Origin of the sequence: Ochrobactrum sp. AP1BH01-1, from assembly GCF_018066705.1 — a bacterium.
Classification (GTDB): domain Bacteria; phylum Pseudomonadota; class Alphaproteobacteria; order Rhizobiales; family Rhizobiaceae; genus Brucella.
The window spans coordinates 424,645-450,499 of record NZ_JAGPOU010000002.1 but is presented as its reverse complement, the minus strand read 5'-3'; the positions used below and the strand labels follow the sequence as shown (position 1 = coordinate 450,499).

Genomic DNA, 25,855 nt, shown 5'->3' with positions numbered 1-25,855 from the left:
GACTATGATCGAATATTCAATCAGGCTGCCATGGCCTTCTTGAGGTTCTCGTCGATCTTGTCGAGGAAGCCGGTGGTGGAGAGCCATGGCTGATCCGGGCCGATGAGCAGTGCCAGATCCTTGGTCATGAAGCCGCTTTCAACCGTGTCCACGCAGACCTTTTCCAGCGTGTCGGCAAAACGCTTCAGTTCGGCATTGTCGTCGAGCTTGGCGCGGTGAGCGAGGCCGCGGGTCCATGCGAAGATCGAAGCGATCGAGTTGGTCGAGGTTTCCTCGCCCTTCTGATGCTGGCGGTAGTGGCGGGTCACGGTGCCGTGGGCAGCTTCCGCTTCAACCGTCTTGCCATCCGGTGTCATCAGAACGGACGTCATCAGGCCGAGCGAGCCGAAGCCCTGTGCCACGATGTCCGACTGAACGTCGCCATCATAGTTCTTACAAGCCCAGACATAGCCGCCCGACCATTTGAGCGCCGAAGCAACCATGTCGTCGATAAGGCGGTGTTCGTACCAGATCTTGGCCGCCTTGAACTTGTCGGCAAATTCGGCGTCGAAGACTTCCTGGAAGATATCCTTGAAGCGGCCGTCATAGGCCTTGAGGATGGTGTTCTTCGTGGAGAGGTAGACCGGATAGCCGCGCTGCAGGCCATAGTTGAACGAAGCGCGGGCGAATTCGCGGATCGATTCATCAAGGTTGTACATGGCAAGCGCCACGCCAGCCGACGGAGCCTGATAGACTTCGTGTTCGATGGTCTGGCCATCTTCACCGACGAACTTGATCGTCAGCGTGCCCTTGCCGGGGAACTTGAAATCGGTCGCGCGATACTGGTCGCCGAATGCGTGGCGGCCGACGATGATCGGTTGGGTCCAGCCTGGAACCAGGCGCGGAACGTTCTTGCAGATGATCGGCTCACGGAAGATCACGCCGCCGAGAATGTTGCGGATGGTGCCGTTCGGCGATTTCCACATCTTCTTGAGCTTGAATTCTTCAACGCGCGCTTCGTCGGGCGTGATGGTCGCGCATTTCACGCCGACGCCATGTTCCTTGATGGCATTGGCTGCATCGATGGTGACCTGGTCATTGGTCGCATCGCGGTTCTCAACCGACAGATCGTAATATTTCAGATCGATGTCGAGGTAAGGATGGATAAGCTTGTCCTTGATGAACTGCCAGATAATGCGGGTCATCTCGTCGCCGTCGAGTTCGACGACCGGATTCGCGACCTTGATTTTTGCCATGGATGAAGCCTCTCTTTGAATGCGTCGCGCCCGTATAGCATTCGCTGCGAATAAGGCAAAGCGTAAGAGGCTTATTCTTTGGCCTATAGACTGTTTAGGCAGTCAAAATTTCGGGAGAGATTTGCTGACAGTGCGAAACGGCGAATTATGCCGCACGGTGTGCAGCATGATCGCTATCGCGCGATTTTTCCCATGAGGATTGCCGCTCACGATAGTTTTTCTCTTCGCTCGCCAGAATTGCGTCAGCATCCAGCGTGGAAATGGCAGCCGACTTGTCTGTAGGAACAAGGCCATTCAGCTGCAGCGAAAGATAACGACCGCAACAGACGCGAAGGAACGATGCGAAATTGTCGAGGTCGTGTCCTTCATTCCGGGATTCATCGTAAAGTTTGCCGATCAGTCGGCTGACAGTGAGATCGTCGCGCGCTGCAATATCTTCCAGAGCCCACCAGAAGAAATTTTCGAGCCGAACGCTTGTTACCACGCCATCTATACGCAGCGAACGCGTCACGCTCTGCCAGAGTTCAGGATTGGCGCCGATGAACAGTCTGCACATGGTTTCCTCCGGATCGTTCTCCCAAACTTACTGTCGCGCAGTTTTGCCCCACCTGCAACCTTGTTAGGGAACAGGCGGGGCATTGCGATCAGCCATGTGTGATCCGAGTGCCGAGAACAGCCAGGAACTGGGAAAGCCAAGCCGGATGGGCGGGCCATGCAGGCGAGGTGACGAGATTGCCGTCCGTAACAGCCTGATCCACCGGGATGTCGGCGTATTTCCCACCGGCGAGCTCGACTTCCGGACGGCATGCCGGATAGGCCGAGCAGGTCCGGCCTTCAAGAACGCGCGCTGCGGCCAGCAATTGTGCGCCGTGGCAGACGGCAGCGACGGGCTTGTTCGCCTCGAAGAAGTGCTTCACCACGGCAATAACCTTGTCATCGAGACGCAAATATTCCGGTGCGCGACCACCCGGAATGACAAGTGCATCGTAGTTTTCCGGCTTTACCTCAGCGAATGTTGCGTTGAGAGCGAAGTTGTGGCCCGGCTTTTCCGTATAGGTCTGGTGACCCTCAAAGTCGTGAATGGCTGTCGCAATGTGATCGCCGGCCTTCTTGCCGGGGCAGACGGCATGAACCGTATGGCCAACAGTCAGCAACGTCTGGAACGGGACCATGGTTTCGTAGTCTTCACCAAAGTCGCCGCAAAGCATCAGTATCTTCTTACCGGACATGGTTTCCTCCCTTGAACGCGTATCTGGTGGCAACAGTCTGGCACGAATGAGCGGCGGAGAGGTGTTATCGGGCTACTACACAGGCTTTTCATCCGAACACGTAAGGGGAATCTTTGCGATTGCGCGTCAATTATGTAAGGGAAACGCCACGGTTTTATAGCTAATGCGGAAGAGATCATGGCAGGAACAGATAAACAGCGCCCCATACTCGCGGAAGGACCAGCAATCGTTCTGGTGGAGCCGCAATTGCCGGAAAATATCGGCATGGTGGCGCGCGCCATGGCCAATTTCGGCCTGGCTGAACTGCGTCTGGTCAATCCGCGCGAGGAGTTTCCGAGCGAGAAAGCGCGGGCGGCAGCAAGCAAGGCCGATCACGTGATCGACAATGCGGTGGTCTATGACGACCTTTCGTCTGCTATCGCCGATCTTAATTTCGTCTATGCGACGACGGCTCGCGAGCGCGATGGCTTCAAGCAGGTCCGCAGCGCCGTGGAAGCTGGTGGCGAGCTACGCCGTCGTTTTAGAACTGGCGAGAAGACCGGTATTTTGTTTGGCCGTGAACGCTTCGGGCTCAGCAATGAGGAAGTAGGTCTGGCGGATGAACTGGTGACGTTTCCGGTCAATCCCGCCTTCGCATCGCTGAATATCGCGCAAGCTGTCCTGCTTATGTCCTATGAATGGATGAAATCGGGTCTTGAGAAAGAAACCGAGACGGTTTTCCGCGGGCCGGAACTTGAACTGGCGCCGAAGCAGGAATTGCAGGGGCTCTTCAATCATCTTGAAGAAGCCCTTGATGTCAGGGGATATTTCCGCCCTGAAGCCCGCAAGGAAATCATGGTCAATAATCTTCGCGCCGTGCTGACGCGCGCCGGTTTCGCATCGGCAGAGCTGAAACTTCTGCGCGGCGTCATCACGTCGCTTGATGTGTTTTCGCCAAAAAAGCCTCGTGGCTCTGGCGCGCCGGAAGGACGTGCGCGCAAGCCTGCAACCGAAGCTTCGCCTGCAAAGGACAAGGAAGAATGAAAGACTCACCCGCCGCAAGCTTTTCCGCTCTGCCTTTTGCCGATGCCGAAAGACCCATTCTGGTTTTCGATAGCGGGATCGGAGGGCTGACGGTTTTGCGTGAAGCGCGGGTGCTTATGCCGGACCGTCGCTTCGTCTACGTTGCCGACGATGCGGGATTTCCCTATGGCGGGTGGGAAGAGGATGCGCTGAGAGCCAGGATTGTCGAACTGTTCGGCAGGCTTATTGCGGCTTATGATCCAGAAATTGCGGTCATCGCCTGTAATACGGCCTCTACACTGGTGCTGGATGATTTGCGGCACGCCCATCCCTCGGTCCCATTTGTCGGGACCGTGCCGGCCATCAAGCCTGCGGCCGAAAGAACATCGTCGGGGCTTGTTTCGGTGTTGGCGACCCCCGGCACCGTCAGGCGTGCTTATACGCGCGACCTCATTCAATCGTTTGCTTCCCAGTGTCATGTTCGTCTTGTCGGTGCAGACCAGCTTGCGGCGATGGCGGAAGCGCATATTCGTGGCGAGAAGATCGACGAGGCGCTGGTGGTCGAACAGATCGTTCCCTGTTTCATCGAACAGGACGGCAGCCGTACCGACATTGTCGTTCTCGCCTGCACACATTATCCGTTTCTCGCCAATGTGTTTCGCCGTCTCGCGCCCTGGCCGGTTGACTGGCTCGATCCTGCCGAAGCGATCGCCCGGCGAACCGTTTCCCTGCTGAAACCGCGCCGCGCCGATGAGGAGCTGCACCATCACAACGATCTGGCGGTCGTGACATCACAAAATCCGGATTACGCCATCCGCAGGCTCATGCAGGGTTTCGGCTTACATTTTGCTTGAGCTCTTGCCCGCTGCCTTGAATTTTCCAGCGATGTGGCGATCATGCCAATGATCGTTCGATAAGGGAGGATGCAATGACCGGAACCATACCACTGATCACCCTTCCATCGGGCCGGACGGTTCCTGCGCTCGGGCAGGGCACCTGGTACATGGGCGAGGACAGCACGCAACGCCGCTATGAAGTCGAGGCGCTGAGGAGCGGCATTGATCTCGGCATGACGCTGATCGATACAGCGGAAATGTACGCCGACGGTGAGGCGGAAGACGTTGTCGGCGAAGCCATAATGGGCCATCGCGATGATGTGTTTCTCGTCAGCAAGGTACTGCCGTTCAATGCGTCACGGAAGGACACAATCGAGGCCTGTGAACGGAGCCTGAAGCGGCTTCGCACCGACCGTATTGATCTCTATCTTCTGCACTGGCGCGGGCGACACCCGCTTGAAGAGACTATTGCCGCATTTGAAGAACTGCAGCATGGCGGAAAAATCGGTAGCTGGGGCGTCAGCAATTTCGATACGGACGATATGAAAGAATTGGTTGGCATCGCGGGCGGAAAGGCCGTCGCGACAAACCAGATACTCTACAATCTGACGCGGCGCGGGCCGGAATTCGATCTTATGCCCTGGTGTGCTGAGCGGAAAATTCCGCTGATGGCGTATTCGCCGATTGAACAGGGGCGGTTGCTGGGCAATCCTGTCCTGGCGGAAATTGCCGGGGAGACAGGCGGAACACCAGCCTCGGTCGCGCTTGCATGGACCTTGCGCAGCGGCAATGTCATCGCAATACCGAAGTCGTCCAACCTGCATCATGTGCGGGATAACAGAAAAGCCGCAGATTTGCGGCTTTCCGAAGATCAATCGAAACGTCTGGATCAGGCTTTCGCACCGCCGTCTCGAAAGACGGCATTAGAAATGCTTTAACCGGCTTCCTTCTGACGAGAATCTTTCTTCGCCTGAGCGACACTGGCGGCCTTCCGTAGCCGTCCACGCTCCGCCGGGCGGACGAGGCTGTCATAGTTTTCGTTTGGAATGTTGCGCATGCCTTCCAGTGCATGACGGGTATTGAAATCCTTGCCTTTCTTTTCGTTGGCTTCCTTGGTTGCCAGCGCTTTTCTGGCATTGGCGATCAGTTCGGCGCTGGCGGACATGCGACGCCGACGTTCAACCTCCGTGTTGATGCGACGTACGGCCATGGCCAGAACGGAAACTTTCAGATGCGAACCTCCGTCCGCTTTGGAAGGTGACGCACCTCGAGGGGCTCCTTTCCCGCGCATTTCGCGTCTGCGCTGGTGGGCCTGATCTTTCGCTTTCTTCCGACGTTCGCGTATCAGTTTAGCCAGATGGGAAAGTTCTTCGTCGGGAACGTTTTGTAAAAAAGGATGGTGCGATTTTTCAACCAGTTCTTTCTCATCGGCATTGAGAGCACGGGCTTCCTGCTTTCTGGTGACGGCCATGGGACATCCTTTCTGCTAACAATGAGATACTCCCCGGGGATATAGGCATCCACGCCCTCGTGGAAAGAAGGTCGGCGCCTCAATTTGCCTCTTCGGACTCGACGACTTGGCTTTGCTCTTCAAAGCGCTGCAAGATGACCTTCAGTTCGTTGAGGGGCAGGTGTTCCGCGCCGATGGTCTCGGTCTTCGTCGTCGAGACGATGATCAGAATTTCATCAAGTTTGGCCTGTGTCGCGCTCGCTTCGCGGTTCTGCGCATTCTGGATCAGGAAAACCATCAGGAAGGTGACGATGGTGGTCGATGTATTCACCACGAGTTGCCATGTGTCAGAGAAGTTAAATAGAGGCCCGGTAACGCCCCATATGATGATGAACAAACTCGCCAGCACAAACGCCAGATAATGGCCTGCAAGTTCAGCAGCTTTCTCGCTGAGCTTCGTGAAGAACTGTGACATATAAACCTCCAAAATGGCTGACCTGAAACGCGCGATGGAGGGACGCGGTTCCGTAATCGCATGAAGGCAGGGAACTTTCACGTGCTGGTCTACGTTTGAGCTGCATAGAAGACGCGGAGGTTAGCCGATGGAAATTGTTGAAACCCGCATCAGTTCGGTGGGGGGCTTCAAGCTCTACATGGTGGAGTTCGTCACCGAGGGCGAAGAGAAGATCATCGTAAAGGTGGAGAACGAGACAGACGCAGAACTGGCACGCGATGAAGTACTGCGGCGCGCTGCGGTCAAACTGGGCGAAGCATTGGGGGTAGCATGCACGGAATGCGGTATCGAACCGGGCAGTTTTCTCACACGTCCAAGCGCACGCCGTGCCGGTGATCGTGCGGAGCTTGAGCGTCAGCTGGACGAAGGCCTGGAGGATACGTTCCCGGCCAGCGATCCGGTTTCGGTCACTGGATCGACGATCGCCGGATTTACCGGACCAAAAGATTGAGCGCTGGCTGCAAGCAAGAAGCCGGGATGTTCACCCGGCTTCTCAAGTTGTTCAGAAAATGAGTCTCGTAACGGATCTATCTAACTGACAATATTCAGAGATTTCGACGCTTACCTTCCATCAGGTCAAGCACGGCGCGGGCGCAGTCGAGCACATTCGAGCCGGGCCCGAACACCGCCGCCACGCCGTGATCGAACAGATACTGATAATCCTGACGTGGAACGACACCGCCGCAGACTACGATGATGTTTTCCGCGCCTTTCTTGCGGAGCGTGTCGACCAGCTGGGGCAGAAGCGTTTTGTGGCCGGCAGCGAGCGAGGAAACTCCCAGAACATGGACCTTGGATTTAATCGCCATCTCGGCGGCTTCGTCAGGGGTCTGGAATAGTGGACCGGCCAGGACTTCGAACCCGATATCGCCAAATGCTGACGCAATAATCTTGGCACCGCGGTCATGGCCGTCCTGGCCGAGCTTTGCCACCATTACCTTTGGCGTTTCGCCGATCTGTTTGGAGAAATCGCCAAGCCTCTCAACCAGCGTCTGATATTCCGGCTCGTCCTTGTAGGCAGCGCCATAAACTTTCTTGACGACCTTGGGAACCGCTGCGTGATCGCCGAACGCCCGGCGCATAGCATCGGAAATCTCTCCGACGCTGGCGCGAGCACGGGAGGCTTCAACCGCGGCAGCGAGAAGGTTGCCTTCGCCGGTCCTTGCGACCTTTTCCACCTCGGCGAGCGCAGCTTCCACCTTTGCCTTGTTGCGCGTTTCCTTGATGCGGTTGAGACGTGCAATCTGCGACTGGCGAACGGCGCTGTTGTCAATCTCCAGAATGTCGATTTCGTCTTCCTGCTCCAGCCGGAACTTGTTGACGCCAACGATGACTTCCTCGCCTTTATCGACTGCCGCCTGCCGTTTGGTTGCAGCTTCCTCGATAAGGCGCTTCGGAAGGCCGCTTTCGACGGCCTTTGTCATGCCGCCAAGTTTCTCGACCTCCTCGATCAAGGCCCAAGCCTTTTCGGCAAGCTCATTGGTGAGGTTTTCGATATAATAGGAGCCGGCCAGCGGATCGACCACTTTGGTCACGCCCGTTTCATTTTGCAGGATAAGCTGCGTGTTGCGAGCGATGCGCGCGGAGAATTCCGTCGGCAAAGCAATGGCTTCATCAAAGGAATTGGTGTGCAGCGACTGTGTTCCGCCCAGCGCGGCAGACATAGCCTCGAAAGCTGTGCGGACGATATTGTTATAAGGGTCCTGTTCCTGCAAGGAGACACCGGAAGTCTGGCAATGCGTGCGCAGCATCAGCGAACCGGGTTTCTTCGGATCAAATTCCTTCATGATGCGCGACCAGAGCAAACGTGCAGCGCGCAGCTTGGCGATTTCCATGAAGAAATTCATGCCGATGGCGAAGAAGAAGGACAAGCGTCCGGCAAATTCATCGACATTCAGGCCTTTGTTGAGCGCTGCACGCACATATTCGCGACCATCGGCGAGCGTGAAGGCCAGTTCCTGAACCAATGTCGCGCCCGCTTCCTGCATGTGGTAGCCCGAAATCGAAATCGAATTGAATTTCGGCATTTCCGTAGCGGTATAGGCGATGATATCCGCGATGATCCGCATGGATGGTTCCGGCGGATAGATATAGGTGTTGCGGACCATGAACTCCTTGAGGATGTCGTTCTGGATCGTGCCCGAAAGCTGAGCGCGGGGCACGCCCTGTTCCTCGCCCGCCACGATGAAATTGGCAAGGATCGGGATCACAGCGCCGTTCATGGTCATGGAGACGGAGATTTTCTCCAGCGGTATGCCGTCGAAAAGGATCTTCATATCCTCGACGGAATCGATAGCAACGCCTGCTTTGCCGACATCGCCCTCGACACGCGGATGGTCGCTGTCATATCCGCGATGCGTGGCAAGATCGAAAGCAACCGATACGCCCTGCTGGCCGGCGGCAAGAGCCTTGCGATAGAAGACGTTGGATTCTTCTGCTGTCGAGAACCCGGCATATTGCCGGATCGTCCAAGGACGACCCGCATACATGGTGGCCCGCGGACCGCGCAGGAATGGCTCGAAACCGGGCAGGGTGCCCAGATGATCGATCCCCTGCAGGTCGTCTTCCGTATAGAGCGGCTTTACGTCAATGCCTTCCGGCGTGTGCCAGATCAGGCTGTCGGCTGGCCGCTTCAGTTCCTTCTCAGCCAACGTTTCCCAGTCTGCACGGGTCTTTTTCGTCATTGGCTATTCTCCATCCCGGCTCAGCTCAGCTCTACTCGAATTCCATGATCAGCTCATCGACAGCGAGGCTTGCGCCTGCTTCCGCCGTAATGCGCTTTACGGTAGCACGGCGTTCTGCACGCAGCACGTTTTCCATCTTCATTGCCTCTACAGTGGCGAGTGGTTGCCCGGCTTCGACCGTTTCGCCCTCTTTGACGAGGATTGATGTGATGACACCCGGCATAGGGCAGAGAAGCATTTTCGACGTGTCTGGAGGGAGCTTGACCGGCATGAGCTGTGCAAGTTCTGCGATGCGCGGCTTGCGAACGTGGGCGACAACGTCCATGCCGCGCCAGCGCAGACGCCAACCGGTGCCCGACCGCGAAACCTTGATGGCAATGGGCTTGCCGCCAACGGTGAATGAGCCAAGATGACTGCCGGGATGCCAGTCGCTGGCAACCGGCAGACTGCCGCCGTCCCTGAAATTGATCGTCGTCCCGCCTTCGCCTTCTGCAATGCGAACCGGCAAGGCGAAGCCGCCGAGCGTCGCGACCCAGTCGGCCGCGATAGATTGCTGGTCGCTGGAAATCCGCCCGGAAATCTGCGCGTTGCGCTGTTCGATCGCCAGATTGATCTGGGCAGCTACTGCGGCGAGCACCCGCGCATCGTCTTCCGAAACCGCTACTCCAGCGAAGCCGTCCGGATATTCTTCGGCAATGAAGGCGGTGGTGAGAGCGCCCTCGCGGAAACGCGGATGATCCATTACCGCTGACAGGAAGGGCAGGTTGTGGCCGATGCCTTCAACCTCGAATGCGTCTAGCGCATCTCCCATCGCGTCGACAGCGCTGGCGCGGTCCGAACCCCAGGTGCATAGCTTTGCGATCATCGGATCATAATACATCGAAATCTCGCCGCCTTCGAACACGCCCGTGTCGTTACGCACGATTGTGCCGTCCGGGTTGCGGCCTTCGACCGGCGGACGATAGCGGGTCAGCCTGCCGATAGAAGGCAGGAAGTTGCGATACGGGTCTTCGGCATAAAGACGGCTTTCGATGGCCCATCCGTTGAGCTTCACTTCGCTTTGACCGAAACGGAGTTTTTCGCCGGATGCCACCCGGATCATTTCTTCAACGAGATCGATACCGGTGATGAGCTCCGTAACCGGATGCTCGACCTGCAACCGCGTATTCATTTCCAGGAAATAAAAGTTGCGACTGCCGTCGACGATGAATTCAACCGTACCTGCCGAAAAATAGCCGACAGCCTTGGCCAGCGCCACAGCCTGCTCACCCATGGCTTTGCGGGTGGCTTCATCAAGAAACGGCGAGGGTGCTTCTTCGATGACCTTTTGATTGCGGCGCTGGATCGAGCATTCGCGTTCTCCCAGATAGACGACGTTGCCGTGCTGATCGCCAAGAACCTGAATTTCAATATGGCGGGGCTGGGTGACGAATTTTTCAATAAAGATACGGTCGTCTCCGAAAGAGGATTTGGCCTCATTTCGCGACAGCTGGAAACCTTCGCGGGCTTCATCGTCATTCCAGGCAATACGCATGCCCTTGCCGCCGCCGCCAGCAGAAGCCTTGATCATGACGGGGTAGCCGATACTGCCAGCGATCTTAACCGCTTCATCGGCGTCCCCAATCAAGCCCATATGGCCGGGTACGGTAGAAACACCGGCTTCGGCTGCGAGCTTCTTGGAGGTGATCTTGTCGCCCATGGCGTCGATTGCGTTCACCGGCGGGCCGATGAAGGTGACGTTGGCGGCCTTCAGTGCCTCAGCGAAACGCGGATTTTCCGACAGGAAGCCATAGCCGGGATGTACGGCATCCGCGCCGGTTTCCTGGATCGCCGCGAGGATTTTGTCGATGACGATATAGGACTGGTTGGATGGCGCTGGTCCGATGTGGATCGCTTCGTCGGCCATTTTGACATGGAGCGCATTACGGTCCGCGTCGGAATAAACGGCAACCGTCGCGATACCCATTTTTTTCGCCGTCTTGATGACCCGACATGCGATTTCGCCGCGATTGGCAATGAGAATTTTCTTGATCATTTTTATCGTACCCATAGCAATCTTACAGCGGAATGGTGTCGTGCTTCTTCCACGGCGTGCTTTGGCTCTTGTTGCGCAGACTGGCAAAAGCCCGCGCAATGCGGCGACGCGAGGAGTGCGGCATGATGACTTCGTCGATGAAGCCGCGTTCGGCAGCCACGAACGGATTGGCGAAACGCTCCTCATATTCCTTCGTGCGCGCCGCTATTTTTTCAACGTCGCCCAATTCCGAACGATAGAGGATTTCCGTTGCGCCCTTGGCTCCCATCACAGCGATTTCCGCCGTCGGCCATGCATAATTGATGTCCGCGCCAATGTGTTTCGACGCCATCACGTCATATGCGCCGCCATAGGCTTTGCGGGTGATGAGCGTGACCATCGGGACGGTGGCCTGCGAATAGGCAAAGAGCAGTTTTGCGCCGTGCTTGATGACCCCGCCATATTCCTGTGCCGTGCCGGGAAGGAAGCCCGGGACATCTACAAGGGTGAGGATCGGAATGTTGAAGGCGTCGCAAAAGCGAACGAATCTAGCAGCCTTGCGCGATGAATCGATATCGAGGCAACCGGCGAGCACCATGGGCTGGTTTGCAACGACGCCAATAGTCTGCCCATCGATACGGATGAAACCCGCAATTATGTTTTTTGCAAAAGCTTCCTGAATTTCAAAGAAATCGCTTTCGTCAGCCAGCGCGTGGATAAGCTCCTTCATGTCGTAGGGCTTGGTGGCACTGTCCGGGATCAGCGTGTCGAGCCGCATTTCAAGCCGTGCCGGGTCATCGAATACCGGGCGTACGGGCGGCTTTTCACGATTGTTGAGTGGCAGAAAATCGAACAGAATGCGGACCTGTTCCAGTGCTTCGATATCGTTCTCATAAGCGCCGTCCGCGACAGACGATTTTCTGGTGTGGGTCGATGCGCCGCCCAGTTCTTCGGCCGTGACAATTTCGTTGGTGACGGTTTTCACCACATCGGGGCCCGTCACGAACATATAGGAACTATCCCGCACCATGAAGATAAAGTCGGTCATGGCCGGCGAGTAGACCGCGCCGCCAGCGCAAGGCCCCATGATGACCGAAATCTGCGGCACCACGCCGGACGCGTCCACGTTGCGCTTGAATACGTCGGCATAACCCGCGAGCGACGCGACGCCTTCCTGAATGCGCGCGCCACCGGAATCGTTGAGCCCGATGACCGGCGCGCCATTCTTCATGGCCATATCCATGATCTTGCAGATTTTCTGCGCATGGGTTTCAGACAAGGAACCGCCGAGAACGGTAAAATCCTGGCTGAACACATAAACCTGCCGGCCGTTGATCGTGCCCCAGCCCGTTACCACGCCGTCGCCAGCGACTTTCTGCTTTTCCATGCCGAAATCGGTGCAGCGGTGAGTGACATACATGTCGAATTCCTCGAACGATCCCTCGTCGAGAAGCACTTCGATGCGTTCGCGGGCGGTGAGCTTGCCCTTGCCGTGCTGCGCGTCGATGCGGCGCTGGCCGCCGCCAAGGCGGGCTTCCGCCCGGCGGGCTTCGAGCTGTTCAAGAAGTTCCTGCATAAAGTCCCCACTTTTGGGCGGCCTTCGGAAGGCGTGTTATGAAACTGAAAAGATAGTCTTTTTCTCCTTCCTGCTTAAAATCGGAAGACGTTCCAGAAAAGCTTGAAAAGGTGCGATTGTGTAAGTTATAAATTTGCAAATAGCGAAATGCGAATTTGCAAATGGCGCCCAGAAAACTTTATATCGGCAGAAAGATACGTGAAATCCGGGAGCAGCATCGCGCAACCCAGTCGGGTTTTGCCGAACGGCTCGGTATTTCAACGAGTTACCTCAACCAGATCGAGAATAATCAGCGGCCCGTTTCGGCGGCGGTTCTGCTGGCGCTGGCTGAAAACTACCAGATTGACATCGGTGCCATTTCGCTGGGGGACGATGATCGTTTGCTATCTGCGGTTTCCGAAGCGCTGGCCGATCCGGTATTCGACAATTACAAGCCGAACCTGCAGGAACTGAAGCTTATTACGCAAAACGCGCCGGGGTTGGCGCATGCGCTGATTGCCTGCCATCAAGCTTACCGCCGCAACAGCGAACAGCTTGCAAGTCTGGATAACCAATTGGGCCGCGCGCCGTCTGCCGCCGAGCCCGCGCCTTATGAAGAAGTCCGCGACTTTTTTCATTTTATCGACAATTACGTCCATGAGATTGATATTGCAGCAGAAAAGCTTGCGAGCGAGTTGAGCATTCCAGGGCGAGACATCGGTGTGGCCTTGCCGCAATATATGGGGGAGCGTCACCGTGTGCATATTGCGCGGGCGGCACCGGACGAAGCGGTTTTGCGCCGGTTCGATGCGCAAGCGCGGGTGCTTTATCTCAATCCCTATTCGCCCGCGTCTACCCGCAATTTCCAGATAGCGTTTCAGATCGCCGAACTGGAAATGGAAGAGCTTGTGAGCACGATTGCAAGGCGGGCGGATTTTCGCTCCGCCGAGGCAGTCGAAATTTGTAAGATTGGTTTGCGCAACTATTTTGCCGGCGCGCTCATGCTGCCCTATCAAACCTTTCTTTCGGCGGCGAAGGAGTTGCGACACGATCTGGAGCTCCTTGCGTCGCGTTTCGGGGCCAGTCTGGAACAGGTCGCGCATCGTCTCAGCACGTTGCAGCGCTCGGGCCAGCGGGGTGTGCCGGTGTTTTTTGCTCGCATAGACCGGGCCGGAAATATCACGAAGCGGCACAGTGCCGCCAAATTGCAATTTGCCCGCTACGGTGCGGCATGTCCGCTGTGGAATGTACATCAGGCGTTCGAGACGCCGGGACGGATCATACGCCAATTGGCTGAAACGCCGGATGGCGCACGCTATCTTTGCATTGCGACGGAACTCACCAAGAGCGAAGGGGGCTTCAACGCGCCCCAGCGCCGCTATGCCATCGCCCTTGGCTGTGAGGTGGCCTACGCGCAGGATTTTGTCTATGCGGATGGTCTGGACATTGCGGTGCGCTCCGCCTTCGATCCCATCGGCGTTTCATGTCGCATCTGCGAACGTGCTGAATGTGTGCAACGCGCGGTTCCGCCGCTTAAAAGCAGACTGGCGGTCGATCACGACCGCCGCGGAATTCTGCCCTATCGTTTGTTATAAATCAGAAGCCAGCATGTTCCTTGAGGAATTCGGCTTCCTCATGGGTCGTGTCGCGCCCGAGCACCTTGTTGCGATGCGGGAAGCGCCCAAACCGCTCAATGATATCGTGATGCTGGCGGGCAAAGCCGAGCGAGAACTCGTCGCCGAGCTTTTCGTAAAGATCGACACAACGCTTCTGGTCGCTCAGATGTTCGCTATGCATAAAGGGCAGATAGAAGAACTGGCGCTGGTCGGGCGACAGTTTCCGGTCGAAATCGTGATCAAGTGCCTGCGCAGCCACATCGCGAGCCAGCCCGTCGCTTTCGAAGGAGCGGGGAGACCCACGAAACATATTGCGCGGAAACTGATCGAACAGAATGGTGAGCGCCAGAGCGCTTTCCGGCTGCTGTTTCCACTGCTCCAGCTTGTCAGCACGCGCATCTTCGTAAGCTGTCAGAAACTTCTCGCGAATTTCAGCGTCGATCTCGTCACTTTTGCTGAACCAGTTTTCCCGCATCCGGGGCGAAAACCAGAAATCCAGAACATCCTTGGGTTCGATAGCCATGACAGGCCTCCTCTCTGGTTTTATTGTGCTGGCTGACTTGCGCCTTCCTGTTGCGGGCAGGGCGGCTCTCCCTTGAAATTGCGCGACATGCAGGCGAATCGATCAAAGCTCTTGCCCGTGTCCATCGCGGCCTTGCCTGCTCCCCCGCATCCGGCAAGAACCACCAGAGAAATCAGAATAGCTAGGTTTTTCATGGAAGTCCTTTCACGCGGGCTTTCCGGGGCTTTCGTACGGCCATGTTGCCAGCTTTTATAATAGGGATCGCAACGCTCGGCCACAACCGATATAGGCCGATCAACCTCTGCCGCGATAGTTGGGAACGCCCTGTTCCGGTATCCAGACATTCTGCGGTGCTGCCCCCGTCTGGAAGAAAACGTCAATTGGAATTCCGCCACGCGGATACCAGTAGCCGCCGATCCTGAGCCATTCCGGCTCCAGCAGCTCAACCAGGCGTTTGCCGATGGTCACGGTGCAATCTTCATGAAATGCACCGTGATTACGGAATGAAAACAGGAACAGTTTCAGAGACTTGCTTTCCACCAGCCACTGCGCAGGAACATAGTCGATCACCAGATGGGCGAAATCGGGCTGGCCCGTCATTGGGCAGAGCGAGGTGAACTCAGGTGCGGTGAAGCGGACGCAATAAAGTGTTCCCGCTTGCGGATTTGCAACACGCTCGAGGATAGCATCCTCCGGCTTTTGCGGGACAGAAGCGTGAGAGCCGAGCTGCTTTAGATCGGAATATATCGTCTTTTCAGACATGTACGTGCCTTTGTTTCAAGCCACGTCGCAGTCTTGCAGCGCATGCATTGCGTTAGTCCTTGTTTTGACCGGGTAGGCTGCGACCGGTGGCTATTGCCAATGAACAGGGAGCTAGCAGAGCACGATCGTCCCGTAAAGACCGCAAGCAAAAACCCGCGCCTTGGATAAAGCGCGGGCACGAATATCAGAATAGGTTATTGCAGCTAGCGTCGATCTGAAATGGCGCAGCCAATCGCAACGCCAATGAGAATGCCGATAATTCCGGCAGTTCCAAAAAGGGTAGTGGCCGTACCCGGGTTCTCGCGGACCGTTTCGGCTACCACCTGGCCGCGTTCACGGACCGCCTGCGCCGCGTTACGGAAACGACCGGACGCGTCATCAAAGGCATCTTCCGCACGTTCCCTCAAGTCACCGGACTGTGACGCCAGCGATTTTGAAAGACGCTTCAATTCTGTGCGCATGTCAGCGATCTGCTTTTCGAGAGCTTGCTGGATGTCATTGGTGATCTTTTCGTCAGCCATTTGAAGTCTCCGTTGAATTTATAACGGTACAACGAGCAAAGATGCGTTCGGTTCCATGCTGCGACAACGGGGTTAATAAACATGGTAAACCGCTCGTAAACCATTTTAAATTAATCTTTTCGAATACAAGAACGATCTGGAGCGGGGCCAGAATGTATATCGAAAAAGATGCGCTTTTGGGCCGTTGCGAAACGGTAGTTGCGCGTGTGGCGCGCGCGGCTCATTTGGCCAGACAATGTGTCGACCAGCACCAGCCGGACCATGTGCGCGCGCAGGCAGAAGCGGCTTTGACGCTTTTGCTTGATGATCCCTTCCCCAAAGTTCGCATGGCGATGGCAGACGTGCTCTCGACCAGTGTGCATTCGCCTCCGCATATCGTAACGGCGCTCGCTGCTGACCAGCCGGAGGTTGCGGGCTATATCCTAGCGCGCTCGACGCTTCTCACTGACGCCGATCTGATCGAGCGGGTGGCCTATGCTGTGCCCGCAATGCAGGTTTTGGTCGCTGCACGGCCTCGTGTTTCATTCGCAGTTTCGGCAGCAATAGCCGAAGTTGGAAGTAATGAGGCGGTTGCAGAAATGCTCCTTAACGGTTGCGCCCGGATCGCATCCGTTTCATTCCGCCGCATATGCGAACGCTGCGGGCATGATGCTCTCGTGCGCGAGGCTTTACTGGCTCATCCGCATCTTCCGGCGGAATGCCGTCATCTTCTGGCTGTGAAGGTAGGAGAAGTTCTGCAATCTCTTCCACTGGTGAAGATGTTGCTGGGTGAGCGTCGCGCCGTTAAGGTGGTGGGAGATGCAACGGTTCGTGCTTCCATGCATCTGGCAGAGACCTGTTCACAGGAAGAACTTCCTGCGCTGGTGGAGCACCTGCGTTTGCGCGGCGAGATTACGACCAGCTTTGTTATCCGGGCCGTTGCAGGCGGCCGTATAGATTTCTTCGCGGGCCTGCTGGCTGCGCTTTCCGATCTCGACGATGCGCGGATTTGTGCAATTATTTCCAGCGGCCGCCCTGCGGCTCTTGCCGCGCTGCTGCGCTCCTCTGGATTGAGCGATGCCACGCATGCGCCTTTGATTGTCGCCATCGAAGCATGGCGAGCCGTTGCTGCCGGGCGAAAGCGAATGGGCCCAGCGGAAATATCGGCGCTTATGTGCGAAGTCACACGTTCCAGCCGGTACGCTGCCGCCAATGACGATCTGGCCGCTCTGCTGCGTTCCATTCATCTGGAGTTTATGCGTGACACCGCGCGGGACAGGCTGCAGGCTATTCCCGCAGCCTGATCAGGTTTTCTGTCGAAAGGGCCGGATCAGGCTGAGGCCGTAGCCGACAGCGATGCCGAAGACGGCTCCGGCGGCCTTGAAAAAGAAGTCTATGAACTCCCCATGCCGTCCGGGCGCAAGGCGTTGCATCAGTTCAAAAAGGGCTGCACATCCGACCGTCAGCAGAAGCACGCCCATCCAACGGCGCGGATAGGCGAGGGCAAACAAGGCGCCGACGAGAAAGAAAGCCCCAAACCTTTCGAGATCGACGGGCTCACCTGTGACCGGGCGAAATTGTATTGGGCTGATCGTAACTGCAAGAATGGCCAGAAGTATCGTCCAGGCGCCGATGCGCAAAAATCGCTTCATGAAGAGCGCCTCTATTCATCCGAGTAATCGCCGGGTGGCTCGTCCTGTTTAGGGTCGCCACACCGTTGGTACATCCGGTCGGTTATTGATGTTTTCAGTGCGTTACCGAATGGCAACTCATAATGCGAAATGACATCGACGCCCATACACCATTTAACATCGTGAGGCGACAGGCCATAGTTGGTTTCAAGAAAACCAAGCGCGTAATTCATGCCTTCGTCGCATTGTTCAGTCTTGCAGAAATTGCCATCCTTGGCGAGTTGGCGAATCGAGCCTTCGCCTATCTTGACCACGATTGGTTCGACGGCAAAAGGGCTCGCGCTTATTACGGCGACGACAAAAAGCCCGATCAAAGTAAATTTTATAGAGCGCCGCATGAATCGCCATTCGTAGCTGGTTTCCGCAAGTTCATAACGCATGAGCGGCAACATGATGGCAAGCCGGAAAGGTGTGAAACCACGGCAATTGCGGGATTTTTGTACAATGCTGTTCTTAACCATGCTCATCACTTGGGATGATCGGTCGTGTCGAACGCTCCGGTTTCCGGCTAAATTGTAGCTAACCGTATTTTAGTTTAAATCGGTTTCGTATTGACTTTTACGTAAATGCGGGAGCACAACTTAAGCTCTGAATCCGGTTTGGTTTAGAGCCTGGTCCGCTTGATATAAGGCAGGAATGTTTTGGTGCGCGAATATTATACAATCACGGAGTTGACGCGCGAGTTCGGTATTTCAACCCGTACTTTGCGTTTCTACGAAGACGAAGGTTTGATTGCTCCTGTGAGACGTGGCCGCACGCGACTGTTCCGTCCTGCCGATCGCCATTTGGTAAAGCAGATTCTGCGCGGCAAGAGGCTTGGTTTTTCTATCGCGGAAATTCATGAAATCATCCAGATGTACCGCGAGCCACCTGGGGAAACGGGGCAGTTGAAGCTGCTCATGAAGCGAGTCGAGGAAAAACGGGCCGATCTTCGGCAGAAGCGGCGGGACATTGAGGAAACTCTGGGCGAGCTCGACCAGATCGAAGAGTCCTGCATCGAGCGTCTCGCCGAATTGGGCGTAAATACCTAAGTTGTTCTACTGAGCGTCGGGTACCGGAGAGCACATTTGTGCGATGTCCTGAACCGTGCTGTTGTTCTCTTGGTCGATCTTGCCACTGAAGACATCATCGAACAGTTTTGCCTTGTCCAGTTCCGTTACCACGCAGCCGCAAAACTGCTGGCATAGCTGTTCGCTACCGTTCTGCTGGCATGCAGCCACGCAGGATTGCGTGAAGGCTTCTCGCGGTGTCGGCTGGGTGGGAGGCACGAGTTGCGAGAACAGATAGACCAGTGCGATCAGCACCGGCTGATGAATGAGATAGAAGGCCAGGCTGTGCCTGCCTATGAAGGTCAGCGGCTTGTCTAGAAATTGTGGTTTGATGCCGCCAGCCAGCAATTGAAGCCAGCCGAAACGCTGGAAAACCCGTGCGGCGGCAATCCCGATAAGGACTGCGCCGAACCACGGGAACAGCGGTACATAATCATTGGACCGCGGTGTTACCGTCGAAAGACCAACCCAGCTCAGCACTGGATGATTGAAAATATCGGCTCGAGCAAAAAGCGGAGCGCTGATCACGAATACCGCAACGATCAGGGTTGCGATGGCGGGCAGGCGCAGGAACAGAAGGCCGAGCACGCTCGCCAGTGCAATCTGGTGCAAGATGCCAAAGAAAATGAAACTGTCCGGGGATATATACCACGTGACGGCTGAAATAGCTGCCGCCGCGGCAACGATCTGAGCCAGCCGTTTCGCCATCGGTTTCCCGCGGATTCCGTTGCCATGCGCCAGGACAAGGCTGAAGCCGACCAGAAACAGGAAGCTCGACGCGATACAGCGGGCGAAAAGTTTCCAGCCGCCATGGGCGGTGGTAGCCGGTGCCATATAGCCGAAAAACTCAAGGTCCCAGCCGAAATGGTAGATCGCCATAGCGATCAGCGCGATACCGCGCGCAATGTCGATGCGCCCGAGGCGATTACGGGAAGCGGTATCCTGGTGGATGATGTTAGACATGGTTCCTTCCGGCTGGATAGCAATTGTCCCGCGTTTTCGATTCCCCGGCAAATCTCTAACACAGCCATTTGCAACACTATAGTATGCGGGGCACACGGATTCGTGTCGGCATCGATATGGGGCAAGACCCAAAATTGGAGAGTTGGTTGTTTTATAGTCTTTCAAAAATTTTTTGGCTGTTCTTTCAACCCGTTACAATAATTTTTGTCCTCATTCTGATTGCTTTTCTCGCCACGTGGCGTGGCCTCCGTGGATTCAGTATGTCCGTACTGGGACTGTCAATGGCCATGCTGTTTCTCGCGGCCTTCACCACGCTGGGCGCCGTTTTGCTCGCTCCCCTGGAGGACCGCTTCGTAAAACCTGATGCGATGCCGCAGCACGTAGATGGGATCGTCGTGCTGGGCGGGTATATGAATGGCGAGATCAATGCAGGGCGCAAAGGTTTCGAGTTGAACAGCGCGGCTGATCGCATTTTCGAGACAATGCGGCTGGCTCGGCTATACCCTGACGCCAAGGTCATTATATCTGGCGGCGAGGGCGCTTTCTTCGAAAAATCCGCTAAGGAAGCGGATAGCACCCGGCAGATGCTGGCCGATCTTGGCTTTTCCGGCGAGCGTTACATTTTTGAGAACAAATCTCGAAATACGGTTGAGAATGCGGTTTTCTCGAAGGAACTTGCTCAGCCGAAGCAGGGCGAGGTGTGGCTCCTGGTAACTTCTGCCTATCATATGCCAAGGTCCATCGGTTGTTTTCGCAAGGCAGGCTTCGAGGTTATTGCGTGGCCGGTAGACTATAAGACACGTGCTGACGAGCACTTTGCCCTTTATCTCGAATCCCCGAATGAAGCGTTATCTCGGTTCAGTGTGGCCATGCGTGAATGGGTAGGGCTGGTCTCTTACTGGCTGGCTGACAAGACAGATATGCTCCTGCCTCATAGCTGATGCCGCATTTCTGCCGTCACTTTAAAGGCTTTGTTAAGGTTATGGATTGGTAACTGATTGATACTAAACATATTCCGGTGTCGTCTGTGCGGCGCGGGGAATTGGTTGCCGCAATTCAGCCGTTTTTCGTCGTTGCGTTCTGGTAATCACGAAGCTATATGATCGGTAACAGCGTTGTGAAGGACGCTGTGTAAAAGAGTTGCACAACAAGGTTGCCAAAATTTCCATGGACGAAACCGTTCAAAAATCCTGCTGGGGCGTTACGCTCTGGGCAGTCGTTGGTCTCGCTGCTGTCATTCTCATGGCCTATCTGTTCTCCGTCTAGAAGCCACACGGAGTTGCGTATTCCGGAAAATTGATGCCGCATTTCGGCATTCCGTTTGCGTCGATCCTTTCCTACAACTATCTGATAGGGATACGCGGATTCCGCGTTAGCGACTTTTTGCCCGTTTTTGTCTAGTATAGACGATCGGGCAAATCGCGGGCGGTGCTGCGATCAGGAATCAATCAGCCTTGTGACGGCTGCAGAAGGTGTGGAATGTTTCTGTCGGTTTTCGATCTTTACAAGATTGGCATTGGGCCTTCCAGTTCTCATACGATGGGTCCGATGACGGCTGCGCGCATGTTTCTCAACGAGGTAATCGGTGGAAACTGGCCAAGGCCGGCGCATTCCAAAATCCACCGCCTGAAGGCGAGCCTGCATGGCTCGCTTGCTTATACTGGCGTTGGGCACGCAACGGATCGCGCCGTTATTCTGGGGTTGTGCGGTTATCTGCCGGATACGATTGATCCCGATATTATGGATGTGGAAGTCGAAAAGGTGTTCGCCGAAAAGAAGGTGAAGCCGGAAGGGCATCCAGCCTATCATTTTGATCCGAAGGTCGATCTGGTGCTGGACCGCAAGACGCCGCTGCCGGGACATGCCAACGGCATGGCTTTTTCCGCTTTCGATGCGGATGACAATCTCCTGCTGCGTCGTGCGTATTTTTCCATCGGCGGCGGCTTTGTCGTAACTGAAGAAGAGCTTAGCCGCGTTCAGCGCAGCGGAGCGAAACAGGACGACAAGGCCGACGTGCCATTTCCATTTCGCAGCGCCGCTGAAATGCTTGAGATGGCTCATGATAGCGGATTGTCGATTGCTGAAATGAAACGGGCCAACGAAGAAAAGCATATGGCGCGCGGCGAGCTGGATGACGGTCTTGATCGCATTTGGGGCGCCATGCGCGGTTGCATCGAGCGCGGATTGAGTCGCGATGGCGTCATGCCGGGCGGTCTGAATGTTCGCCGTCGTGCGCGGCAGCTTCACGACAAGCTACAGGATGACTGGCGCAATAACCGTAGCAATCCGCTTCTGGCCAATGACTGGCTTTCCGTTTACGCGATGGCCGTCAATGAGGAAAACGCGTCGGGTGGCCGGGTAGTGACCGCGCCGACCAACGGTGCCGCTGGCGTGGTGCCGGCAGTTTTGCGCTATTACCTGCATTTTCATGATGACGCCGATCAGAAAGGCATCCGGGATTTTCTCCTGACTTCTGCTGCGATTGGCGGTGTCATCAAGCACAATGCGTCGATTTCCGGCGCGGAAGTCGGATGTCAGGGCGAGGTGGGGTCCGCATCAGCCATGGCCGCAGCCGGTCTCGCAGCTGTGCTCGGTGGATCGCCTGAGCAAATTGAAAATGCTGCCGAAATCGCTCTGGAACACCACCTCGGCATGACGTGCGATCCTGTTGCCGGGCTTGTTCAGGTGCCATGTATCGAGCGTAACGCGCTTGGCGCTGTTAAGGCTGTCACTGCTGCTTCGCTCGCTGTAAAAGGCGACGGCAAGCATTTTGTGCCGCTCGACGCTTGTATCGAGACAATGCGCCAAACCGGGCACGATATGAGTGAACGTTACAAGGAAACTAGCCAGGGCGGTCTCGCGGTGAACGTGGTCGCCTGCTGAAAGCAATTCTGGCAGAATGCTATGCTTCAGACTTGAAGCTAGCATTCGTCTTGGCTAAACCACGAGCATGGCTCTCAATCTCGTCAAACTTTGCGTCGGCTGCGACAGTATAGAAGATCTCGCGGCCTGGATCGATTTCCGTCTCGCGGAACAGCGGGCGGCCGGACTGGTGCCGGAACAGTTTCACACAACGAGAATGGTGCCGAAACGGATCGATGAACTGCTGGAAGGCGGTTCGCTCTACTGGGTCATCAAAGGGAATGTCCAGTGCCGTCAGCGCCTGTTGGATGTGCGCCCGTTCACGGATGAGCAGGGCATCAATCGCTGCCACCTGGTTCTGGAGCCTAAGGTCGTCCCGACCGAGTGGCAACCGCGTCGCGCGTTTCAGGGATGGCGTTATCTGAACGAAAATGAAGTCCCGCGTGATGAGGCCGCTGGCAAAGCGGGCAGGGCTGCCTTGCCAGCAGAATTGCGGCAGGAACTGGCGGCGCTGGGATTGCTCTGAAATATTCATGAAAAAGGCCTGCCGTTAATCGGCAGGCCTTTTTTCATTTTATCTGTGATCAGTCACTTTTCTATCGTCAGGCGGACAGAAACCCTGTCGAAGTTCACCGGCAAGGTCATACGCATGGATGCTCGTGGTTGGACGAGCCGCTTGTTTCGTGCCGCATGACAGACGAGCAGTCCGACCAGGTCGCGTGTCTGGAAACCGGTACCGCGCCGTACATCGGCAATTCGCAGAGCCGCCTGCTTGAGACCCTGCACCGAAAACAGTGCGCCGAACGCTGATGTTTTGCCCTCATCCTGTGCCCAATCGGCTGTTTTGAATGGAGGCTGACCGAAAGTTTCTCTCATATTTGACATCTCGAAACCCTCTACGCACTACAAATTCGGGTTTGAAGCTGGCGACGAGGGGCAAACACCCCTCGCAGTCGATTAGTTCGCGACTGCATAGCAGCCGAAGTTTTTCTTCTTCAGCGAGGCGCATGCATCCCACGCAGCCTGCTTGGAAGAGAAGCCGACGAAGCGGGCGCGGTAGAAAGTTGCACTGCCCTTGCTGAACGTCTCGGTATAGGGCGACGCTGCACGCAGGGTGCCGCCTGCCGTGGCAGAAGCCTTGGCCAGCATGTCGCGTGCCTGCCCTTCGCTCGGCAGGGAGCCGATCTGGATAGCCCAGCCACCGGAAGCGGGCGCAGACGCGGTTGTGACCGGATCGACGTCCTGTGCCCGTGCCGAGGGGACAACAGCCTTCGGCGTCGGACGGATCGCCGCCTGTGCGGCCAGTGCTGCCGGGCGCGTGGTTGGTGCCGCAAGCGCCAGGACCTGGGGTTGATCGCTATCGCCTTCACCGCTTTCATTGTTGATGACATCTTCCACAGCAGCGGCTTCACGGTTGACTGGAACAGGTGCGTTTCGTGCTTTTGGTAGATCGACCGAGGCGACGACCTGCGGAGCATCGTTGCGCATAGCTACGAGCGGAGCGGCGTTACGGCTACGTGTCGCCATAGGAAGATATTTGCGAATGAGCTGCGCCATATGGGCGTCGCGGCTTGCGCCCGTATTGCCGCCCATCACAACTGCCACAAGCCTGCGGCCATCCAGGCTGACCGACGATGCAAGATTGTAGCCGGATGCATTTGTGTAACCCGTCTTGATGCCGTCAACGCCTTCAACACGACCAAGCAGACGGTTGTGGCCATTGATGGTCTGGCCGCGGAAAACGAAGCTGCGACGCGAGAAATAGGAGAATTCATTGGGGAAATGCTGACGAAGCGCAATGCTGAGGATTGCCATGTCGCGTGCAGTTGTATGCTGCGCCATATTCGGCAGGCCCGAGGCATTACGGAAAGTGGTGTTGCGCATGCCAAGGCGCCGTGCCTTTGCGGTCATCATCTGGGCAAAGCGCTCTTCCGAGCCGCCGAGATATTCGCCGACGGCTGTCGCCACATCGTTGGCCGATTTCGTGATCATGGCGAGTGCGGCATCTTCGGCACGAATACTCTGTCCAGGGCGGAAGCCGATTTTCGTCGGTGGACGCGCAGCAGCATAAGCAGACACAGGGATACGCGTATCCTTGCTCATGCGCCCAGCCTGCATGGCCTCAAACAGCATGTACAGGGTCATCATTTTTGTGAGAGATGCAGGGTAACGCTGGGCATCCGCATTCGAGGCGAAAAGCGTTTTGCCGGTGTTGGCATCAATTACGATAGCTGCGTACCGGTCGCCCGCCGCTATTGCCGGTATCGTTGTCGAAGCTGTTGAACACCCCGTTACAACTGCAAGAAGAAGGGTGGCTTGTGCCGCTCTTTTCAAGGCATATGCGACTTTACTAAATGCGGTACGCACGATGATGACCTACCTGTATCCCGGATTTTTTAAACTGCGGCACAAAAGGCACACAGCGTCTAATTCGGTGATCCTACTGCCATCAGCGTTACCAATCCGTTTATGGTAACTGCGTTGTTCATAAATTTCGGAAAAAAATTGGCCGGCCTCTGATAGCGCTATGTGTATTTTAGACTGCTCACACATATGTGTGATTGACCTCCGCGGCCAGTTTCGACGGCAGAGAGTCCCGTTCGGTAGCAAAACCCGGTTATCGTTTCTTGGCTTCATCGCTGGCAAAATGCGTGGATAGGAGACGATGCAGCTCCGGCTGAAGCGTACAGGTTATCCAGGTCAGTTTCTATTTTCTGCGTATAATTAGTATTTTTTCCTATTTTCGGAACTGAAATACGGGTTCCATTGTTTTAGGGCGTGCTTCTTGAGATCCAGTTGTCAGGACCTGTATCCAAGGGCCCATAAATGATCCGGCTATTTTACATAAAGCTGTTTTGCCGGAAGTATCGTCCGCGCGATGCCATATAATTGTGTCAAGTCCCGTTATTGCAATAAGTCCCGGTTGCAAGTGCCAATGAAGGGCTTAAAATCACCACATGACGACCTACATAATAAGGCAAGTTGGGTCAGGTATATTGGCATCCGGGTAATAGGTTTCATGAGGCATCTCGATATAGTCATGCAAAGCAAGACCGACGGCGGAAATGGTCCGGAAAACGGCACCGTTGTGGTTACGCGTACGCAGCCGAAGACTAAAAAGCCCAGCCTTTATCGTGTCCTGCTTCTCAACGACGACTACACACCCATGGAGTTCGTCGTTCATGTCCTGCAGCGGTTTTTCCAGAAGAACCGGGATGATGCTACACGCATAATGCTGCATGTACACAATCACGGTGTCGGCGAATGCGGCGTATTTACATACGAAGTCGCCGAAACCAAAGTCAGCCAGGTCATGGATTTCGCCCGCCAAAACCAGCATCCGCTGCAATGCGTGATGGAGAAAAAGTGA

At 55.9% G+C, this 25,855-nt stretch carries 28 protein-coding genes; 11 read left to right on the top strand and 17 right to left on the bottom strand.

Annotated elements, in window-relative coordinates; translation table 11 throughout:
• Positions 1-20: 20 nt before the first annotated feature.
• From J9800_RS07515 to J9800_RS07505, 3 genes are all read right to left on the bottom strand, one after another.
• Positions 21-1,235, bottom strand: a complete 1,215-nt coding sequence (locus tag J9800_RS07515) for an NADP-dependent isocitrate dehydrogenase (RefSeq protein WP_114215254.1) — start codon at positions 1,233-1,235, stop codon at positions 21-23.
• A 145-nt stretch (positions 1,236-1,380) separates the two neighbouring features.
• Positions 1,381-1,791, bottom strand: a complete 411-nt coding sequence (locus tag J9800_RS07510) for a ribbon-helix-helix domain-containing protein (protein WP_112591598.1) — start codon at positions 1,789-1,791, stop codon at positions 1,381-1,383.
• Positions 1,792-1,879: 88 nt separating this feature from the next.
• The gene (locus J9800_RS07505) at positions 1,880-2,464 is read right to left on the bottom strand and encodes a DJ-1/PfpI family protein (protein WP_112591600.1); all 585 of its coding nucleotides are present in this window, start codon (positions 2,462-2,464) and stop codon (positions 1,880-1,882) included.
• Between the two features lie 177 nt (positions 2,465-2,641).
• On the opposite strand from J9800_RS07505, the gene J9800_RS07500 reads away from it, so the two are divergent.
• The 3 genes from J9800_RS07500 to J9800_RS07490 all read left to right on the top strand — a co-directional run bounded on the left by J9800_RS07500 (position 2,642) and on the right by J9800_RS07490 (position 5,240).
• Positions 2,642-3,487 carry an RNA methyltransferase gene (locus tag J9800_RS07500; protein ID WP_112591602.1) on the top strand — a complete coding sequence of 282 codons (846 nt, stop codon included), beginning with the start codon at positions 2,642-2,644 and terminating at the stop codon, positions 3,485-3,487.
• The gene (gene murI, locus J9800_RS07495; protein WP_114215255.1) at positions 3,484-4,320 is read left to right on the top strand and encodes a glutamate racemase; all 837 of its coding nucleotides are present in this window, start codon (positions 3,484-3,486) and stop codon (positions 4,318-4,320) included. Before J9800_RS07500 ends, murI begins: the two co-directional genes overlap by 4 nt.
• A 74-nt stretch (positions 4,321-4,394) precedes the next feature.
• On the top strand, positions 4,395-5,240 hold the full coding sequence (locus tag J9800_RS07490) for an aldo/keto reductase (RefSeq protein WP_210845683.1): 846 nt from the start codon (positions 4,395-4,397) through the stop codon (positions 5,238-5,240).
• Here J9800_RS07490 and J9800_RS07485 read toward each other — a convergent pair.
• Positions 5,237-5,773, bottom strand: a complete 537-nt coding sequence (locus J9800_RS07485; protein ID WP_114215257.1) for a hypothetical protein — start codon at positions 5,771-5,773, stop codon at positions 5,237-5,239. The two genes, J9800_RS07490 and J9800_RS07485, sit on opposite strands and share 4 nt — an antisense overlap.
• 79 nt (positions 5,774-5,852) lie before the next feature.
• Complete coding sequence (locus J9800_RS07480) at positions 5,853-6,227, bottom strand: low affinity iron permease family protein (protein WP_114215258.1); 375 nt, start codon at positions 6,225-6,227, stop codon at positions 5,853-5,855.
• Between the two features lie 127 nt (positions 6,228-6,354).
• Here J9800_RS07480 and J9800_RS07475 point away from each other — a divergent pair, with 127 nt between their 5' ends.
• Positions 6,355-6,717 (top strand): hypothetical protein, encoded by a 363-nt coding sequence (locus J9800_RS07475; RefSeq protein WP_114215259.1) that lies wholly within the window; start codon positions 6,355-6,357, stop codon positions 6,715-6,717.
• A 94-nt stretch (positions 6,718-6,811) separates the two neighbouring features.
• Here the strand turns inward: J9800_RS07475 and scpA are convergent, their stop codons facing one another.
• From scpA to J9800_RS07460, 3 genes are read right to left on the bottom strand one after another with little or no spacing between them, the layout of a single operon-like run.
• Entirely contained in the window at positions 6,812-8,950 is a 2,139-nt protein-coding gene (scpA, locus tag J9800_RS07470; RefSeq protein ID WP_114215260.1) for a methylmalonyl-CoA mutase, read from the bottom strand.
• 31 nt (positions 8,951-8,981) lie between these two features.
• Positions 8,982-10,985, bottom strand: a complete 2,004-nt coding sequence (locus J9800_RS07465; protein ID WP_114215694.1) for an acetyl-CoA carboxylase biotin carboxylase subunit — start codon at positions 10,983-10,985, stop codon at positions 8,982-8,984.
• Between the two features lie 22 nt (positions 10,986-11,007).
• Positions 11,008-12,540: an acyl-CoA carboxylase subunit beta gene (locus tag J9800_RS07460; protein WP_114215261.1), complete on the bottom strand. Its 1,533-nt coding sequence runs from the start codon at positions 12,538-12,540 to the stop codon at positions 11,008-11,010.
• 161 nt (positions 12,541-12,701) lie between these two features.
• Here J9800_RS07460 and J9800_RS07455 point away from each other — a divergent pair, with 161 nt between their 5' ends.
• Positions 12,702-14,114: a helix-turn-helix domain-containing protein gene (locus J9800_RS07455; RefSeq protein ID WP_112591616.1), complete on the top strand. Its 1,413-nt coding sequence runs from the start codon at positions 12,702-12,704 to the stop codon at positions 14,112-14,114.
• A 1-nt stretch (position 14,115) separates the two neighbouring features.
• On the opposite strand, the gene J9800_RS07450 is transcribed toward J9800_RS07455, so the two are convergent.
• The 4 genes from J9800_RS07450 to J9800_RS07435 all read right to left on the bottom strand — a co-directional run bounded on the left by J9800_RS07450 (position 14,116) and on the right by J9800_RS07435 (position 15,941).
• Positions 14,116-14,658 carry a DUF924 family protein gene (locus J9800_RS07450; RefSeq protein WP_114215262.1) on the bottom strand — a complete coding sequence of 181 codons (543 nt, stop codon included), beginning with the start codon at positions 14,656-14,658 and terminating at the stop codon, positions 14,116-14,118.
• Positions 14,659-14,678: 20 nt separating this feature from the next.
• Positions 14,679-14,852 carry a hypothetical protein gene (locus J9800_RS07445; RefSeq protein ID WP_205315905.1) on the bottom strand — a complete coding sequence of 58 codons (174 nt, stop codon included), beginning with the start codon at positions 14,850-14,852 and terminating at the stop codon, positions 14,679-14,681.
• Between the two features lie 100 nt (positions 14,853-14,952).
• Complete coding sequence (gene queF, locus J9800_RS07440; RefSeq protein ID WP_114215263.1) at positions 14,953-15,420, bottom strand: preQ(1) synthase; 468 nt, start codon at positions 15,418-15,420, stop codon at positions 14,953-14,955.
• A gap of 203 nt (positions 15,421-15,623) precedes the next feature.
• The gene (locus J9800_RS07435; protein ID WP_112591622.1) at positions 15,624-15,941 is read right to left on the bottom strand and encodes an ElaB/YgaM/YqjD family protein; all 318 of its coding nucleotides are present in this window, start codon (positions 15,939-15,941) and stop codon (positions 15,624-15,626) included.
• A gap of 152 nt (positions 15,942-16,093) precedes the next feature.
• Between J9800_RS07435 and J9800_RS07430 the strand changes: the two genes are divergently transcribed.
• On the top strand, positions 16,094-17,224 hold the full coding sequence (locus tag J9800_RS07430) for a DUF2336 domain-containing protein (protein WP_114215264.1): 1,131 nt from the start codon (positions 16,094-16,096) through the stop codon (positions 17,222-17,224).
• On the opposite strand, the gene J9800_RS07425 is transcribed toward J9800_RS07430, so the two are convergent.
• Positions 17,225-17,572 carry a VanZ family protein gene (locus J9800_RS07425; protein ID WP_112591625.1) on the bottom strand — a complete coding sequence of 116 codons (348 nt, stop codon included), beginning with the start codon at positions 17,570-17,572 and terminating at the stop codon, positions 17,225-17,227.
• An 11-nt stretch (positions 17,573-17,583) separates the two neighbouring features.
• On the bottom strand, positions 17,584-17,949 hold the full coding sequence (locus J9800_RS07420; protein ID WP_114215695.1) for a hypothetical protein: 366 nt from the start codon (positions 17,947-17,949) through the stop codon (positions 17,584-17,586).
• Positions 17,950-18,255: 306 nt separating this feature from the next.
• On the opposite strand from J9800_RS07420, the gene J9800_RS07415 reads away from it, so the two are divergent.
• Positions 18,256-18,642, top strand: a complete 387-nt coding sequence (locus tag J9800_RS07415; RefSeq protein ID WP_006471625.1) for a MerR family transcriptional regulator — start codon at positions 18,256-18,258, stop codon at positions 18,640-18,642.
• A 6-nt stretch (positions 18,643-18,648) separates the two neighbouring features.
• On the opposite strand, the gene J9800_RS07410 is transcribed toward J9800_RS07415, so the two are convergent.
• Positions 18,649-19,623, bottom strand: coding sequence for a heparan-alpha-glucosaminide N-acetyltransferase (locus J9800_RS07410; RefSeq protein ID WP_114215265.1), 975 nt, complete (start codon positions 19,621-19,623; stop codon positions 18,649-18,651).
• A gap of 146 nt (positions 19,624-19,769) precedes the next feature.
• Between J9800_RS07410 and J9800_RS07405 the strand changes: the two genes are divergently transcribed.
• From J9800_RS07405 to J9800_RS07395, 3 genes are all read left to right on the top strand, one after another.
• On the top strand, positions 19,770-20,564 hold the full coding sequence (locus tag J9800_RS07405) for a YdcF family protein (RefSeq protein WP_114215696.1): 795 nt from the start codon (positions 19,770-19,772) through the stop codon (positions 20,562-20,564).
• 538 nt (positions 20,565-21,102) lie between these two features.
• Positions 21,103-22,506: an L-serine ammonia-lyase gene (locus tag J9800_RS07400; protein WP_114215266.1), complete on the top strand. Its 1,404-nt coding sequence runs from the start codon at positions 21,103-21,105 to the stop codon at positions 22,504-22,506.
• Between the two features lie 67 nt (positions 22,507-22,573).
• Positions 22,574-23,011, top strand: a complete 438-nt coding sequence (locus J9800_RS07395; protein ID WP_112591631.1) for a DUF1489 family protein — start codon at positions 22,574-22,576, stop codon at positions 23,009-23,011.
• Between the two features lie 62 nt (positions 23,012-23,073).
• On the opposite strand, the gene J9800_RS07390 is transcribed toward J9800_RS07395, so the two are convergent.
• Together J9800_RS07390 and J9800_RS07385 are read right to left on the bottom strand one after the other, a co-directional pair.
• Entirely contained in the window at positions 23,074-23,370 is a 297-nt protein-coding gene (locus tag J9800_RS07390; RefSeq protein WP_112591633.1) for a hypothetical protein, read from the bottom strand.
• Positions 23,371-23,442: 72 nt separating this feature from the next.
• Positions 23,443-24,852, bottom strand: coding sequence for a D-alanyl-D-alanine carboxypeptidase family protein (locus J9800_RS07385; RefSeq protein ID WP_114215267.1), 1,410 nt, complete (start codon positions 24,850-24,852; stop codon positions 23,443-23,445).
• A gap of 673 nt (positions 24,853-25,525) precedes the next feature.
• On the opposite strand from J9800_RS07385, the gene clpS reads away from it, so the two are divergent.
• On the top strand, positions 25,526-25,855 hold the full coding sequence (clpS, locus tag J9800_RS07380) for an ATP-dependent Clp protease adapter ClpS (RefSeq protein ID WP_036565154.1): 330 nt from the start codon (positions 25,526-25,528) through the stop codon (positions 25,853-25,855).